Source organism: Mesorhizobium sp. M0633 (genome assembly GCF_040320645.1).
GTDB lineage: Bacteria > Pseudomonadota > Alphaproteobacteria > Rhizobiales > Rhizobiaceae > Mesorhizobium.
In genome coordinates this window covers 1-14,692 of record NZ_JAMYQC010000001.1, presented here as the reverse complement: position 1 = coordinate 14,692, position 14,692 = coordinate 1, and the positions used below count along the sequence as shown (strand labels likewise).

The following is a 14,692-nucleotide window of genomic DNA, read 5'->3' as shown; positions in this document are numbered from 1 at the left end:
TCCTTTGCCTTCCCATTGACTCACTTGGCGCGGCGGCGCGCGATCAGGAACGATATCGAGACGAACAGGATCGACACCAGCAGCAGGATGGTGGAGATGGCATTGATCTCCGGCGTCATCGGCCGCCTGATCTGGTTCCAGATGTAGAGGGGCAGCGTCGTCTGCCCGGGGCCGGCGACCAGCTGCGTGATGGTGAAATCGTCGAAGGAGACGATGAAGGCGAGCGCCCCACCCGACAGGATGCCGGGAACCAGCAATGGCAGCGTTATGCGCCGGAAAGCATGCCAGGGCGTGGCATAGAGATCGGCCGCGGCAGCTTCGAGCGTCAGATCCATGTCCTCGAGACGCGCCCGGATCGGCATATAGGCGAAAGGAATGCAAAAGACGGTGTGGGCGAGGATCAGATTGCCGATGCCGAAATTGAGCCCGAGAGTGCCCGCGATCAGCGCAAAGAACGAGAGCGTCGCCACCGCCGTGATGATCTCCGGAACCATCAGCGGCAGGTTGATGACCATGAAGGCGGCCGACAGCCCGCGCCACGGCTTGACCCGGGTCATGCCGATCGCCGCCAGCGTCGCGGCGATCGTCGAAATGATCGTGGCGGTGACAGAGATGATCAGCGTGTTCTTGGCGGCGTTGTGGAATTCCTGGTTGAGCAGCGCACTGCCATACCAACCGAGCCCGATGCCTTCCCAACGCGTGACCAGAGACCCGGTGTTCAGCGAGAAGATCATCAGGATCAGGATCGGCGCGTAGAGCACGCAGAGGCAGATGATGGCGATCGAGCGGAAGCCCGGTTGGTCCTTGATATCGGCGCTGCGGGGGTCAGCCATGCCTCATCTTCCCCGACGTGTTACGGACATAGAAGTAGAGCGCCACCAGCACCGCTGCCATCAGGATCAGCGCCTGCGCGCAGCCGAGCGGCCAGTTGCGCCCGGAGCCGAATTGCTGGGCGATGAGATCGCCGATCATCAGGTGGATACCGCCGCCGAGGATCAGCGGCGTCACATAGGCGCCGAGGGCCGGAATGAACACAAGCAGGCAGCCGGCGATGATGCCGGGCAGCGACAGCGGGATGATCACCCGCCATAGCACCTGCCGACGTGTCGCGTAGAGGTCGTAGGCGGCCTCGACCAGCCGGAAATCCAGCTTCTCCAGGCTGGAATAGAGCGGCAGCACCATGAACGGCAGGAACGAATAGAGCAGGCCGAGCTGGATGGCGAAGTTGGTGTAGAGCATGGTGATCGGTTTCTCGATCACCCCCAGAGCCATCAGTGCGTTGTTGATGAGGCCCTCGTCGCGGATGATGAACATGATGGCAAGAGTGCGCACCAGCAGGTTCGACCAGAACGGGATGGTGATCAGCAGCACCCACCAGTTGCGCTGCGCTGGCGGTCGCGTGGCCATGAAATAGGCTGTCGGAAAGCCGAGCAGCAGGCAGATGACCGTCGTCACCACGGCGAAGACGAACGAGCGCAGATAGATGATCAGGAAATCCGGCGTGAACTGCAGCGTGTCGTCGAAGATGTCGCGCTGGAACAGGAAGTTCAGATAGGCGTCGGTCGAGAATTGCCACTGCACGCCGCCATAGGGTGCTGCGGCAAGAAATGAATAGATGACGATGATGAGAAGCGGCAGCACGCCGAAAATGCCGATGATTATCAAAGCTGGCAACGAAAGCAGGCGGTGGCGCCTGGCGCTGGCCTTCTCCGCCTCTGCTTCGAACAATGCAGCTTGGGAAAACGCGCTCGCCATCAATCCCTCAGCACTTGCGCGGCGTCGTTGCCGATCGAGACGCCGACCTTGTCGCCCCGCTCGAAACCGCAGCCTGCGCTGCGCGTGTTCTGCTGGCGCACGGTGAAGGCTTCGCCGCTGTCCAGTTGGACATGAATATGCGTGTCGGTACCGAAATAGACGATGTTTTCGATGGTTCCGGAAAGGTCGCCCTTGCCGCTGGTCAGCTTGGCGTGTTCCGGCCTGACCACCACGGTAGCATTATCCTTCGGCTGGAAGCCTTCAGCCACGGTCGCGTCGATCGTTGCGCCGGATTTGAGGGTCGCGCGAGCCTTGCCGTTGCCGATGTCGGTGATGGCTGCGGTCAGGAAATTGGTTTCGCCGATGAAGTCGGCGACGAAGCGCTCGGCCGGCTTGTCATAGATGTCCCAGGGCGTGCCGACCTGCAGGATCTTGCCGGCCGACATCACCGCGATGCGGTCCGACATGGTCAGCGCTTCCTCCTGGTCGTGGGTGACGAAGATGAAGGTGATGCCGGTCTGGTGCTGCAGCCGTTTCAGTTCGATCTGCATCTCCTTGCGCAGCTTGTAGTCGAGCGCCGACAACGGCTCGTCGAGCAACAGCACTTTTGGCTGCGGCGCCAGCGCGCGGGCCAGTGCCACGCGCTGCTGCTGGCCGCCGGAGATCTGGCTGGTGCGGCGGCCGCTGAGCGCCTCCATTTTGACCAGCTTCAGCATCTCGGCAACGCGCGCCTTGATTTCGGCTTTCGGCTTGCCCAGCATCTCCAGCCCGAAGCCGATATTCTCGGCGACCGTCATGTGCGGGAACAGCGCATAGGACTGGAAGACGGTGTTGACCGGCCGCTTGAACGGCGGCAGCGGCGCGATGTCGTGGCCGTGCAGCAGGATTTCGCCTTCGCTGGGGAAGTCGAAGCCGGCGATCAGCCGCAGCAGCGTCGTCTTTCCGCAGCCCGACGGCCCCAGCAGCGTGAAGAACTCGTTCTCGCGGATCGACACCGAAACCGTGTCGAGAGCGGCGACTTGTGCGTCCCCGGTACCGAACACCTTGCGGACGCCGCGGACTTCGATTGCACTCTTACCCGGCTGATCCGGCACGCACTTCCCCATTTTCATGTCCGCTCTTGTTGGCGGATCCAGTTCCCATTCGATTGTCAGCATATGCCGGTCGGCTTGGCAACCATGCATCTGAATCTCGGTTCAGAACGCAAGCTCCGTGCCATCGTCAGCCCCATCATCAACCTGATGACTGATCTTGCCGCCGCAGATGGTAGTCACCGGATGCACCTTGTGTAACAAACCCGGTTCAGTTGTCTCGATATCGGCCGACAGCACCACCAGATCGGCCAGATAGCCGGTTTTCAGCCGGCCCTTGCGGTGCTCCATGAATTCGGCATAAGCGCCTTCGACTGTATAGCCCGCAAGCGCTTCCAACAGCGAGAAGCTCTGGTCGGGAACGCCGTCTGCCCAAGGTTTGCGCAGCATCGCCGCCTGAATGCCCAGGATCGGCTCGATCCGCGACACCGGCCAGTCGGAAGCGAAGACGACATGCGCACCCGCCTGCTTCAGCGTCCGCCAGGCATAGCTGAGCGGCCATCTTTCGCGGCCGATGCGCGAGAGCGTCGGCTCCAGCGGGAAGTCCATGGCGCCGGGCGGGTGCGGCGGCTGCATCGAGGCGACGACGCCGAGTTCGGCGAAGCGCGGCACGTCGGCGGCAGTGGTGACCTCGATGTGCTCGACCCGATGCCGGCTGTCGCGTTTGCCGTTCTTCCGCTGCGCCGCCTCGTAACCGTCCAGAACCGCGCGCACCGCGCCGTCGCCGATCGAATGCACGGCGACCTGCAGCCCGCGCCGGTCGGCCTCCACCGCCACCTCGGCGAGATGCTCCGGCGTAAACAGCGGCTCACCGCGCCAGCCCGGCCGGTCGGCATAGTCGTCGACCATGACCGCGGTCCAGCCTTCCAGCACGCCGTCATAAAACACCTTGACCATGCCGGACGACAGCCATTCCGATTGGTAGGAGCTGGCCATGCTCGATGCCTTTTCCAGCCTGTCGAGCGACATGAAATTTTTGAAGTGGAACGGTATCTTGGTGCGGCAGAGCAGCCGGCCTTCCTGCTCCAACCCGGCAAGCAGTTCGAGCTGGTAGAGATTGCCGTCCATGTTCTGGATTGAGGTGATGCCGTGGCGGGCGCACCATTCCAGCCCGCGATGCATCAGGTCGCGGTCGGCCGCGATTTCAGCGGCGGAAGGGTATGGGTCGGGCTCACCGCCTGTCGCGAGGCCGAGCCGAACGCGATTCTGCCCGGAAAGCTCGAGGATCGGCCCGAACGCCTCGCCCTCGCGCAATTCGCCCGCCGCAAGGCCGTCGGCGCCCATGACGATCTCGTTGCCGGGGCCGAGTTGCTTGCCGTGCAGGATGCCTGCCAGTTCCAGCGCCTTGGTGTTGGCCCACATCGTGTGGTGATCGGAAGCAGACATGGCGAACGGCCGGTCGGGGATAATGCGGTCGAGATGATGGCGGGTGACCGGCTCTTCCTTGGAAAGGATGGTGTAGTCGACGCCGGCCCCAAGCAGCAATTTGGCGTTCGGCCGTGCCGCAGCGTAGGCGCGGATCGCGTCGCTCAGCGCATCGAAGCCATGCACGCCCTGAAGATGCAGATTGTCGAGTTCGGCCGCGCCGCCGAAAAGATGCATGTGCGCTTCGATGAAGCCCGGCACCACCGAACCGCCTTGCGCATCGATGATCTTCGTGGCCGGCCCTTTCAGCGCCTCGATCGTCCGGCGATCGCCAACCGCCATGATGTTGCCGTCCTTTATCGCCACCGCCTCGGCCGTCGGATTGCCTTCGTCCATGGTCAGCACACGGGCATTGGTGACGATCAGGTCGGCATTTGAACTCATGATTACCCGCAGTTCGGTTGCGCTGCCGGCAGGCTAGACGACCGGCTGCCGGGCCAGCAAGCCATGGCTGGTTGGCCCAGCGCCTTGTGAAAGGCAGTGCAGGACGGTTAGGGTCGCCGCGTCTCACCACGGAACAATTTCATGAAGACTGTTTTTTCGCCTTTCCATGCCGGCCATTCCGGCAATGTCGAATTGATCGCCGGCGCCATCGTGCCGGCTTTTGAAACGCCTTCGCGCGCCGAGTTCATCAGGGCGCGGGTGGAGAGCGAGAAGCTCGGTCCGATCCTGCCGCCGGAAAGCCACGACCTTGCCGCCGCCAGGAAGGTGCATGCCAGCGACTACATCGATTTCCTGCCGACCGTGTGGCCGCTCTGGGAAGCGTCGGGCCGCAGCGGTTCGGCCATTCCCTTCACCTGGCCGACGCGCGGCCTTCGCGGCGACGTGCGCCCGAAAGGCATCGATGCGCTGCTCGGCTTCTACTCCTTCGACGGTGGCGCGACGTTCGTCAAAGGCACATGGGATGCGATCAAGTCGTCCTATGACGTCGCGCTGACCGCCGCGGCGCTGGTCAAGGCCGGTGAGCCTTCCGCCTTCGCCCTCTGCCGCCCGCCAGGGCACCATGCAGGGGCGGCCTTCATGGGCGGCTATTGCTTCATCAACAACGCCGCCGTCGCCGCGCAATGGTTCCGCGACCATGGCGCCGGGCGCGTTTCGATCCTCGACATCGATTATCACCACGGCAACGGCACCCAGGAGATATTCTATCGCCGCGGTGACGTTCAGGTGCTGAACCTGCATGGCGATCCGATGACCGAATATCCCTTTTTCCTCGGCCATGCCGACGAACGCGGCGAGGGCGACGGCGAAGGCTTCAACGACAATTACCCGATGCCCTTCGGCACCGGCTGGGACGTGTGGAACGCCTCACTCGAGGACGCTTGCACGAGGCTTTCGGCTTATGCTCCTGACGTCGTCGTGGTTTCACTCGGCGTCGACACTTTCGAGAAGGACCCGATCAGCCAGTTCAAGCTGAAGACCCCCGACTATCCCCGGATCGGCCGCCGCATCGCCAGGCTCGGCCTGCCGACGCTGTTCGTCATGGAAGGCGGCTACGCCGTCGAGGAGATCGGCATCAACGCCGTCGGCGTGCTGACCGGCTTCGAGGACCGCTAGAAGTGCCGCCGGTGCCTGCCAATCACATGGCAGCGCTCGGCAAGCGGTACCGCCTGCCTGACCGATCGTTCAGCCTGCAGCGGCACGCGCTGACCTGCCCGCTATCTTGTTGTTGGACCATGATGTTTTTCCAGAATGCGTTCGCCCTTTGCGAAATGATGTTCTATTTTTTGAACCCACGGCTTGCGGGGCCGATTGATCGGAAGAACAAACGCATTTGAGCCCGGGACAGCATTTATGAACGACGACACACCGGAAAGCGAAAGCGCCTCGGCGCTGGCGCCGTTCCGGCACGGCATCTTCCGGGCGGTGTGGTCCGCCAGCCTCGTCTCCAATTTCGGCGGCCTCATCCAGGGCGTTGGCGCCGCCTGGATGATGACGACGATCGCCACCTCGTCCTACCAGGTGGCATTGGTGCAGGCCTCGACCACCTTGCCGATCATGCTGTTTGCGCTGCTGGCCGGCGCTATCGCCGACAGCTTCAACCGGCGCAAAATCATGCTGATTGCGCAGATCTTCATGCTCGTCGTCTCGGCTCTTCTGACCGTCTTCACCTATCTCGACCTGATGACGCCGTGGACGCTGCTCGCCTTCACCTTCCTGATCGACAGCGGCACCGCGCTCAACAGCCCGTCCTGGCAGGCTTCGGTCGGCGACATGGTGCCTCGCACCAAGGTGCCGGCGGCGATTGCGCTCAACTCGATGGGCTTCAACCTGACGCGCAGCGTCGGCCCGGCGATCGGTGGCATCATCGTTGCCGCGGCAGGCGCTGCCGCGGCCTTCGCCGTCAACACGCTGAGCTATGTCGGCCTCATCGTCGTGCTGGCCCGCTGGAAGCCGGAACTGCCGGCATCGACCTTGCCGCGCGAGACGCTGGGCGCCGCAATGGGCGCCGGCCTGCGCTACGTCGCCATGTCGCCTAACATCGGCAAGGTGCTGGTCAGGAGCTCGGCTTTCGGCTTCAGCGCCGGCGCGGTCCTGGCGCTGCTGCCGCTGGTCGCGCGCGACGTCGTCAAGGGTGATGCCTTGAGCTACGGCATCATGCTCGGCGCCTTCGGCATCGGCGCCGTCGGCGGCGCGCTGACCAGCGTCAGGCTGCGGCAGCTGCTGTCCAGCGAAACCATGGTGCGCATGGCATTCGCCGGCTTCGCCGTCTGCGCCTTCAACGCCGCCGTCAGCAATCATGCCTGGCAGACGTCGCTCGGCCTGCTGCTCGGCGGCGCCTGCTGGGTGACCGCGCTTTCGCACTTCAACGTCACCGTCCAGATGTCGACGCCGCGCTGGGTGGTCGGCCGCGTGCTTTCGGTCTACCAGACCGCGACCTTCGGCGGCATCGCGCTCGGCAGCTGGGTCTGGGGCGTCGTCGCCGACGCGCATGGCGCCGAAGTCGCCCTGATGGCGGCCAGTGTCGCCATGCTGGCGGGAGGCGCCATCGGCCTGCTGCTGCCGCTGCCGCAGCAGGCGGTGCTCAACCTCGACCCGCTCAACCGTTTTCAGGAGCCGCATCTGGCGCTTGATCTCAAGCCGCGCAGCGGTCCCATCGCCATCATGATCGAATATGTCATCCGCAACGAGGACGTACCGGAATTCCTCGCCACCATGGCCGAGCGCGGCCGCGTTCGCCGCCGTGACGGCGCCCGCAACTGGACATTGGCGCGCGATCTCGAAAATCCCTCGATATGGATCGAGCACTACCACACGCCGACCTGGGTCGAATATATCCGCCACAATCGGCGCGCCACCTACGCCGACGCGGTCATCGGCGAGCGCATAAGGGCGCTGCACAGCGGCAACGAGCCACCTCGCGTCCGTCGCATGATCGAGCGCCCGACGACAGCAGGCACGGCGCTGGTCATGCCGAAGGGACCGATCGAGCATTAAAGCATTTTGCAGCCAAGGGAATCACTTGACGTCGCAGAAATGCGGTTAAAACAAATAGATAAAGCGGGATGCACCGTTCAATTTGAACGCATCCCGCTCCAGCGCAATTCCAGGAAAAGTGTGAAACGGTTTTCCGTCCGGAAGAGACAGAGCGGTTCGCCGTTTCCGTGAAACGATGAACCGCTCCAGCCACCCTGACGCCCTTCCGCTGGCGATTCGACTACATGAGCTCTATGACGAAATAATCGCCCTGCTGTATCCACTTTACCAGGAAGTTGATCGTCAGGTCGGTACCGCTCCAATACATCTCGACGGTTGATGGAGACGGCTTTATGAGGCCTCCCTCGATAAAGTCACTCGACCTCGTCCCAGATACGCCTGAGATGAAATTGAAATCCTGGAACTGGAATGTGACCTCGCAGCTGAGAGTGAACGGCGTGAACCCGCCGCCGGCCGGCTTGGGCAACGCGAACTGAACCAACGCCGGCTCTGCGTTCGGCTTTTCGGTCGTTGAAAAGCTGCCGGATGGCCCCTGCAGGTGCCAGGTGATTTCAGTGATTTCTTTCTTAGTGGCGTTGAACCAGAGACCCGTTGCTATCGTCAGCATCGCCGGCTTGACGACCGGCGCCGCAGTAAGGGGAATACTGATGGTCTCGGTCTTGTAGCCAACGGCTGCAACTTGCAAGCTGACCGATGCTTGGCCGGTCGGCGGAGATAGCGTGAACGCTGTGTTGGTGGCCCCGACCACCGCGCCCCCTTGCGATATGGTCCCTCCAACCGATTGGGACTTGTTATCGGCGTCGACTGCTTTGATGGTTATCGTCGCCGGCTGGCCCGCTATCAGGGACGGGGGAGCCGCGGAGAGCAGCATTTCCCCGAGGGTGACATTGACGGGAACTCTGGTGAGCGGAGACATCTTCGTGCACAATGTCTGCATCACCGTAATTTGGTCTTCTACCTTGAGCTTGCCCACGTAAATCCCGAAGAAGAGCGTCGTCCAACCAAGTGGCGTATCGCTGGCGCGCCACTTCCCGTTCACGAATACATGCACGCGCGCCCCGGGGATCACGCCTGATACGTAAATTAACCGCTGGAAGACCCGGACGGGCTGTTGAATATCCGGGGTCTTGAGTGGGGTCAGGTCGGACACTTTGATCGGGCCCCCGACCCGAAGTGCGAGGGGCTGACAAGTAAGCTCCAGCTCGGCGTGAATGTGCTCGCCGGCGCGCAACGGCCGAAATGTCTCGACCCAGACGAGGCCGCCAAAACTGAATACGGGCTTGCTGATTACAGGAGAATCTGGCGCATCCGAGTACAAACGTACGACCGCGTTGTCGACGCTGTTGACGAAAGCGCCGCTTGCACATTCAAATGCAGGCTCCATGACGGTCGGCGGAAATACGCTGCCCTGGTAAGACCCTACCACTAGCAACTTATCCGATGTGGCTGTCTTGCCGCATAGCTCCTGGATGACGACGAGCGATGGAAACGGTGGCGAGGCCGGGATCAGGGCCGACACGTCGGGAATCCAGTATTGGCCGGAACTCACATCCTCGCCGACTCCGATTCTCCCGAGCACGGTAGCTGCACCCGAAGTCGGATCGACAAGTTGGATCGTCAATGTCGCGCCGGGCTCGAGATTGGAGATAGGCAAAGCACGGGCTGCCGGGCAGGAGTACTGTGAGGCGTCGATTACGGGCTTTCTAACCGGCAAGGTTTCGTCGACGATCACCGGAGGGGCAGATGACGGACTTGATGCATTGCAGCGCTCGAAGTGCTGCGTGGCGCTGAAGACATCCGGATTGTGCGCGGCACGGCCAAGCAGCGCCAGGAGGTTGGCACCGACGAAAGGATATTCCAGCACGTCGCCATTGAAGTGGACCTTCGTGGTGGCGCCTTGAGCCAACCCCCTGACGGGTACTGCTTGCGCGCACCCAGGAACCGGGCCGACTGCTGGTGCCGGCATGGTATTTTCCCGATACGGCGTCTGTTCGGCGGGCAAGCTCGGGGTCTGACTGCTCTTCACCTGTCCGGCAGGCGTCTGAACGGACTGCACTGCGCTAAGCACATCGTTGGCCTGGATCGCCCCGCGAATGCGCACTGGTACGACATTTCCGCGTGCAGTATCGCTGCCAATCAATGCGCCGCCGTTGAAAATCTCGACCGTGGCGCCAGGATAGGCTGCGCCTATCAGCACCCAGTCGACGCACTCGTGCACCTGACTCAAATACACCAATGCGCTTAGCGTCGAGGGATACCCGAGCACGACGATCGGGACCGGGCTTGGATCACTGGTTTCGGCGCCGAGCGTCCAACGTGCGGTCAATGCATCCCCCACGTTGAGGGAGCCTGCGGCGACCGGCACAAAGGTACTGGTTGTGGCGCCGGCATTTACCGCAGGGACGGGTACGCCATTTACCAGGAGGGAAATGCTCGAGCCGGGAAGCGGCCCATCGATACGGACCGAGGTACTCAAGACCGATACGGGGCCAATCACAATTGGTGCAAGGAGCGTGCTCATGTTCGTTTCCCTCTCTGTACGGCGCAGACATGTCGCCTGGTTCGAAACAGGACATAGAGGGAGCGCACTTACGGATGACTTACGGATGGGTCGGCGCGGTGCTGGACTGCGCTCGCGTCCGTCGCATGATCGAGCGCCCGACGACAGCCGGCACCGCGCTGGTCATGCCGAAGGGACCGATCGAGCATTAGTGGCTGGCGGCGCGTCCAATTGGACGAGCAAATGAAATTGCGGCGCCTGGCCCAATCCGCGAATGCACGAACAGGATGGCCATTGTGGAGAGACGGTTATATCAGTTGGTGTGACTATGACCACTAAGGGGAGACGATGCGTTACATACGTCCGCTTTCAATTGAAGACGCCGCCGGCCTGTTGGCCGGTTCAGCCGCCACGGCCGCCATCCTCGCCGGAGGCAGCGACCTCTTGGTGCGAATGAAAGGCGGCTTTATCGAACCCGACCTGATCGTCGACATCAAGGCGATCGACGGGCTTGGCGAGATCAGGGAAACAGCCGAGGGCTTCAGCATCGGCGCCGCGGTCCCCTGCGCCGTGCTGGGCGAGAACACGGCCCTGCAGAAGGCATGGCCCGGCGTCGTCGAAGCGGCCAAGCTGATCGGCTCGAAGCAGGTGCAGGGACGCTGCACCATCGTCGGCAATCTGTGCAACGCCTCGCCGGCCGCCGACAGCGTGCCGGCGCTGGTGGCCGCTGGCGCCAAGGCTGTGGTCGTCGGCCCGGGAACCAGGCGCACGATTGCCGTGGAAGCGGTGCCGACTGGGCCGGGCAAGACGTCGCTGGCCAAGGGCGAGATCGTCGAGGCAATCCTGCTCGACAGCCGTCTGCCGCGTTCGGGCGATGCCTATCTGCGTTTCATTCCGCGCACGGAGATGGACATCGCGGTGGTAAGCGCCGGCGTGAACTTGACGCTCGATGAGCAAGGTCGCGTCAAATCCGCCCGTCTGGCGTTGGGCGCCGTGGCGCCGACGGTGATTCTGGTCGAGGAGGCCGCCGAGGTTCTCATCGGCTCCAAGCTGGACGAAGCCACGCTGGAGAGGCTCGCCAAGGTCTGCTCGGGCGCCTGCCGCCCGATCGACGACAAGCGCGGCACTATCGAATTCAGACGGAAAGTCGCGGGTGTGCTGGCCAAGCGGGCCGCCACGACCGCCTATGCACGCGCAGGAGGCAAATGATGGCTGGTGTGGCAGTATCAACGACAATCAACGGCGACAATGTCGAGTTTCTTTGCCAGCCGGACGAGACGCTGCTTGATGTCCTGCGCGATCGCCTGGGGCTGACGGGCGCCAAGGAAGGCTGCGGCACCGGCGACTGTGGGGCCTGCAGCATCATCCTCGACGATCGGCTGGTGTGCTCGTGCCTGGTGCTCGGCGCGGAGGCCGAGGGCCGGCACGTCGAGACCATCGAGGGCATGGCGCATGGCGACAGGCTGCATCCGCTGCAGCAGAAATTTCTGGAACACGCCGCACTCCAATGCGGCGTCTGCACGCCGGGCTTCCTCATGGCTGCCAAGGACCTTTTGGCCAAGAATCCCGATCCGACCGAGGAGGAGATCCGCTTCGGCCTCGCCGGGAACCTCTGCCGCTGCACCGGCTATGACAAGATCGTGCGTGCCGTTCAGGACGCCGCCAGCGTGATGAAGGGAGCATGACGATGAATTTCGATCCGCGTTACTCCGGACGCAATTTCACCTCTGTCGGCACGCGTCCCATCCGTCCCGACGGCGTCGACAAGGTGACGGGCCGCGCACGCTATGGCGCCGACTTCAACATGGCCGGGCAACTGGTCGGGCGCGTTCTCAGAAGCCCCCATGCACATGCCACGATCAGGAAGATCGACACGTCGAAGGCGGAGAAGCTCGCCGGCGTCAAGGCCGTGATCACCGCGGCCGACCTGCCCGACCTCACCGACGGCGATGCCGCCATGTACGACATCCTCGACAACTGCATGGCGCGCAAGAAAGCGCTCTATGACGGCCATGCCGTGGCCGCGGTGGCTGCGGTCGATGCCCGCACGGCGAGGCAGGCACTGAAGCTGATCGAGGTCGACTACGAGGTGCTGCCGCATGTCACCGACGTCGACGAGGCGATGAAGCACTCCGCACCCCTGATCAACGACGCCATCTTCACCGAGGGCCTCGAGCAAAAGCCCGTCAAGCCTTCAAACGTCACCAAGCGCACCCAGTACGGCCATGGCGACATCCATGAAGGTTTCGGCCAGGCCGATTTCGTCGTCGAACGCTCCTTCAAGACCGAGCAGACGCACCAGGGCTATATCGAGCCGCATGCCTGCGTGGCCAATGTCAGCTCCGACGGCACCGCCGACCTCTGGGTCTGTACGCAAGGCCATTTTGTCTACCGCCAACACTGCGCCCAGCTGCTTGGCATGGAAGCCTCGAAGCTGCGCGTCACCTCCTCGGAGATCGGCGGCGGTTTCGGCGGCAAGACCCATGTCTGGGCCGAGCCGGTGGCACTGGCGCTGTCACGCAAGGCCGGGCGGCCGGTCAAGCTGGTCATGACGCGCGACGAGGTGTTCCGCGCCTCCGGCCCGACCAGCGCCACCTCGATCGATGTTCGGATCGGCGCCCGCAAGGACGGCACGATCACGGCGGCCGAGGCGACGCTGCGCTATAGCTGCGGCCCCTATGCCGGCACGTGGGCCGAGATCGGCGCCATGACGGCCTTTGCCTGCTACAAGCTCGAGAACGTCAGGACGGTCGGCTACGAAGTGCTTGTCAACCGGCCCAAGACCGCGGCCTATCGCGCGCCGTCGGCTCCGATGGCGGCGTTTGCGGTGGAAAGTGCGGTCGACGAGCTGGCCAAGGAGATCGGCATGGACCCCGTCGAGTTCCGGATCAGGAACGCGGCGCAGGAAGGCACCAGATCGTCCTATGGACCGGTATACGGCCCGATCGGCATCGGGCCGACGCTGGAGGCGGTGAAGAATCATCCGCACATGAAGGCGCCGCTCGGCAAGAACCAGGGCCGCGGAATGGCCTGCGGCTTCTGGTTCAATTTCGGTGGCCAGACCTGCACCGACCTCAACATCGGCATGGACGGCTCGGTCTCCCTTGCCGTCGGAACCGTGGACGTGGGTGGTTCGCGCGCGTCGCTGTCGCTGGTGGCGGCGGAGGAGCTCGGTATCCCCTATGAGCAAATCAAGGCGGTGGTCGCCGATACCTCCAGCCTCGGCTACAACGATATGACGGACGGCAGCCGCGGCACCTTCTCGTCTTCGATGGCGACGATCTCCGCCGCTCGCAACGCTATCAAGGTGTTGCGGGAACGCGCCGCACAGATGTGGGACATTCCCGTCGACGACGTGGTCTGGGAAAAAGGTCACGCGATTGCCAAGGGCGAGAAATACGACAACCTTGCAGCATTGTCGCTGAAGGAGATCGCAGCCGCGTCAGGGAAGACGGGGGGACCGATCGCAGGCCACAGTGAGCTCGTCGCCGACGGCGCCGGCGTCTCCTTCGCCACCCATATCTGCGATATCGAGGTGGATCCCGAGACAGGCTCGACCAGGGTGCTGCGCTACACCGTCGTTCAGGACGCCGGCAAGGCGGTGCATCCGACCTATGTCGAGGGGCAATACCAGGGGGGTGCCGCACAAGGCATCGGCTGGGCGCTCAACGAGGAGTATATCTACGGCAAGGACGGGCGGCTGCAGAACCCTGGCTTCCTCGATTACCGGATTCCGGTCTGCTCGGACCTGCCGATGATCGACACGCAGATCCTCGAAATCCCCAATCCTAACCATCCTTACGGGGTGCGCGGCGTCGGCGAGACCTCTATCGTGCCGCCGCTGGCGGCGATCGCCAATGCGGTCTCGAACGCCGCGGGCGTGCGGATGACGCATATCCCGATGTCGCCGCCGCGCATCCTGGCGGCGATCGAGGCGGAACGGGGAGGCTGATGGTCGAAGTAACGCTCTGGGGGTCGCTCGGCGCGATCGCCGGAGGCAAGAGCAAGGTCGAAATCGAGGCGAAGGACATAAGGGAGCTGTTCAGGAAACTGGCTGAACAGTATCCCGGCCTCGAGCCCTACATCGATCGCGGCATCGCCGTCGCCATCGACGGGACGATCTATCGCGACACCTGGTCGAAGGAACTGCCGGAAGGGGCGGAGATTTTCCTGCTGCCGCGCCTTGCCGGGGGATAACTGAACAACCCTGTCCTACCCATTGACGACCAAGACATGGCCTAGGCTCGAGAAAAACCTCGGCTATCCACGAGAATTCTTGGCCAGTTCAGCCTGCGAGTTTGGCTCCTTTTCGATGACTGCTTCTGTGTCAATGAACGAACCCGCTCGCGGGAGGGGCGCGGGGTTTGAGGCGTGAGCTTCGTTGGCAGCGTCGGTGAGGCTTTAATCGATCAGGGGTGACGGACGGCCATCGGCCTCCGAGCATGAAGTGTCAACCTTCAGCTTGAGAGGAGCATCCGATGAC

Annotated in this window: 12 protein-coding genes; 7 read left to right on the top strand and 5 right to left on the bottom strand. The window is 63.1% G+C overall.

The window, feature by feature from the left end; genetic code table 11:
* Positions 1 to 20: 20 nt before the first annotated feature.
* From NKI47_RS00060 to NKI47_RS00045, 4 genes are all read right to left on the bottom strand, one after another.
* A complete protein-coding gene (locus NKI47_RS00060) occupies positions 21 to 833 on the bottom strand; it encodes an ABC transporter permease (protein ID WP_023675453.1) in 813 nt (270 codons plus the stop codon).
* Positions 826 to 1,755 carry an ABC transporter permease gene (locus NKI47_RS00055; RefSeq protein ID WP_023675452.1) on the bottom strand — a complete coding sequence of 310 codons (930 nt, stop codon included), beginning with the start codon at positions 1,753 to 1,755 and terminating at the stop codon, positions 826 to 828. The genes NKI47_RS00060 and NKI47_RS00055 overlap by 8 nt, the downstream gene beginning before the upstream one ends.
* On the bottom strand, positions 1,755 to 2,849 hold the full coding sequence (locus NKI47_RS00050; RefSeq protein ID WP_352586923.1) for an ABC transporter ATP-binding protein: 1,095 nt from the start codon (positions 2,847 to 2,849) through the stop codon (positions 1,755 to 1,757). The genes NKI47_RS00055 and NKI47_RS00050 overlap by 1 nt, the downstream gene beginning before the upstream one ends.
* A 102-nt stretch (positions 2,850 to 2,951) precedes the next feature.
* Positions 2,952 to 4,655 carry an amidohydrolase gene (locus NKI47_RS00045; RefSeq protein ID WP_352586597.1) on the bottom strand — a complete coding sequence of 568 codons (1,704 nt, stop codon included), beginning with the start codon at positions 4,653 to 4,655 and terminating at the stop codon, positions 2,952 to 2,954.
* A 141-nt stretch (positions 4,656 to 4,796) separates the two neighbouring features.
* On the opposite strand from NKI47_RS00045, the gene NKI47_RS00040 reads away from it, so the two are divergent.
* Genes NKI47_RS00040 through NKI47_RS00030 form a run of 3 tightly spaced genes read left to right on the top strand, consistent with a single transcriptional unit; the run spans position 4,797 to position 7,709 of the window.
* On the top strand, positions 4,797 to 5,828 hold the full coding sequence (locus tag NKI47_RS00040; RefSeq protein ID WP_352586595.1) for a histone deacetylase family protein: 1,032 nt from the start codon (positions 4,797 to 4,799) through the stop codon (positions 5,826 to 5,828).
* Positions 5,829 to 5,830: 2 nt separating this feature from the next.
* Positions 5,831 to 6,049, top strand: coding sequence for a hypothetical protein (locus NKI47_RS00035; protein WP_352586593.1), 219 nt, complete (start codon positions 5,831 to 5,833; stop codon positions 6,047 to 6,049).
* Between the two features lie 16 nt (positions 6,050 to 6,065).
* Positions 6,066 to 7,709 (top strand): MFS transporter, encoded by a 1,644-nt coding sequence (locus NKI47_RS00030; RefSeq protein ID WP_352586591.1) that lies wholly within the window; start codon positions 6,066 to 6,068, stop codon positions 7,707 to 7,709.
* Between the two features lie 220 nt (positions 7,710 to 7,929).
* Here the strand turns inward: NKI47_RS00030 and NKI47_RS00025 are convergent, their stop codons facing one another.
* Positions 7,930 to 10,230 carry a hypothetical protein gene (locus NKI47_RS00025; RefSeq protein WP_352586589.1) on the bottom strand — a complete coding sequence of 767 codons (2,301 nt, stop codon included), beginning with the start codon at positions 10,228 to 10,230 and terminating at the stop codon, positions 7,930 to 7,932.
* Positions 10,231 to 10,557: 327 nt separating this feature from the next.
* On the opposite strand from NKI47_RS00025, the gene NKI47_RS00020 reads away from it, so the two are divergent.
* The 4 genes from NKI47_RS00020 to NKI47_RS00005 are packed head-to-tail and all read left to right on the top strand — an operon-like array spanning position 10,558 to position 14,406.
* A complete protein-coding gene (locus NKI47_RS00020; protein ID WP_352568098.1) occupies positions 10,558 to 11,418 on the top strand; it encodes an FAD binding domain-containing protein in 861 nt (286 codons plus the stop codon).
* Positions 11,418 to 11,894: a (2Fe-2S)-binding protein gene (locus NKI47_RS00015; protein WP_023675443.1), complete on the top strand. Its 477-nt coding sequence runs from the start codon at positions 11,418 to 11,420 to the stop codon at positions 11,892 to 11,894. The genes NKI47_RS00020 and NKI47_RS00015 overlap by 1 nt, the downstream gene beginning before the upstream one ends.
* A gap of 2 nt (positions 11,895 to 11,896) precedes the next feature.
* A complete protein-coding gene (locus NKI47_RS00010) occupies positions 11,897 to 14,161 on the top strand; it encodes a xanthine dehydrogenase family protein molybdopterin-binding subunit (protein WP_023675442.1) in 2,265 nt (754 codons plus the stop codon).
* On the top strand, positions 14,161 to 14,406 hold the full coding sequence (locus tag NKI47_RS00005) for a MoaD/ThiS family protein (protein ID WP_023675441.1): 246 nt from the start codon (positions 14,161 to 14,163) through the stop codon (positions 14,404 to 14,406). The genes NKI47_RS00010 and NKI47_RS00005 overlap by 1 nt, the downstream gene beginning before the upstream one ends.
* Positions 14,407 to 14,692 lie beyond the last annotated feature (286 nt).

Excerpts from the sequence above, each read along its gene's own strand:
- NKI47_RS00015 (WP_023675443.1), top strand. The coding sequence starts at position 11,418 with ATGGCTGGTGTGGCAGTATCAACGACAATCAACGGCGACAATGTCGAG.
- NKI47_RS00025 (WP_352586589.1), bottom strand. The coding sequence starts at position 10,230 with ATGAGCACGCTCCTTGCACCAATTGTGATTGGCCCCGTATCGGTCTTG.
- NKI47_RS00005 (WP_023675441.1), top strand. The coding sequence starts at position 14,161 with ATGGTCGAAGTAACGCTCTGGGGGTCGCTCGGCGCGATCGCCGGAGGC.
- NKI47_RS00055 (WP_023675452.1), bottom strand. The coding sequence starts at position 1,755 with ATGGCGAGCGCGTTTTCCCAAGCTGCATTGTTCGAAGCAGAGGCGGAG.
- NKI47_RS00040 (WP_352586595.1), top strand. The coding sequence starts at position 4,797 with ATGAAGACTGTTTTTTCGCCTTTCCATGCCGGCCATTCCGGCAATGTC.
- NKI47_RS00010 (WP_023675442.1), top strand. The coding sequence starts at position 11,897 with ATGAATTTCGATCCGCGTTACTCCGGACGCAATTTCACCTCTGTCGGC.
- NKI47_RS00020 (WP_352568098.1), top strand. The coding sequence starts at position 10,558 with ATGCGTTACATACGTCCGCTTTCAATTGAAGACGCCGCCGGCCTGTTG.
- NKI47_RS00045 (WP_352586597.1), bottom strand. The coding sequence starts at position 4,655 with ATGAGTTCAAATGCCGACCTGATCGTCACCAATGCCCGTGTGCTGACC.
- NKI47_RS00030 (WP_352586591.1), top strand. The coding sequence starts at position 6,066 with ATGAACGACGACACACCGGAAAGCGAAAGCGCCTCGGCGCTGGCGCCG.
- NKI47_RS00060 (WP_023675453.1), bottom strand. The coding sequence starts at position 833 with ATGGCTGACCCCCGCAGCGCCGATATCAAGGACCAACCGGGCTTCCGC.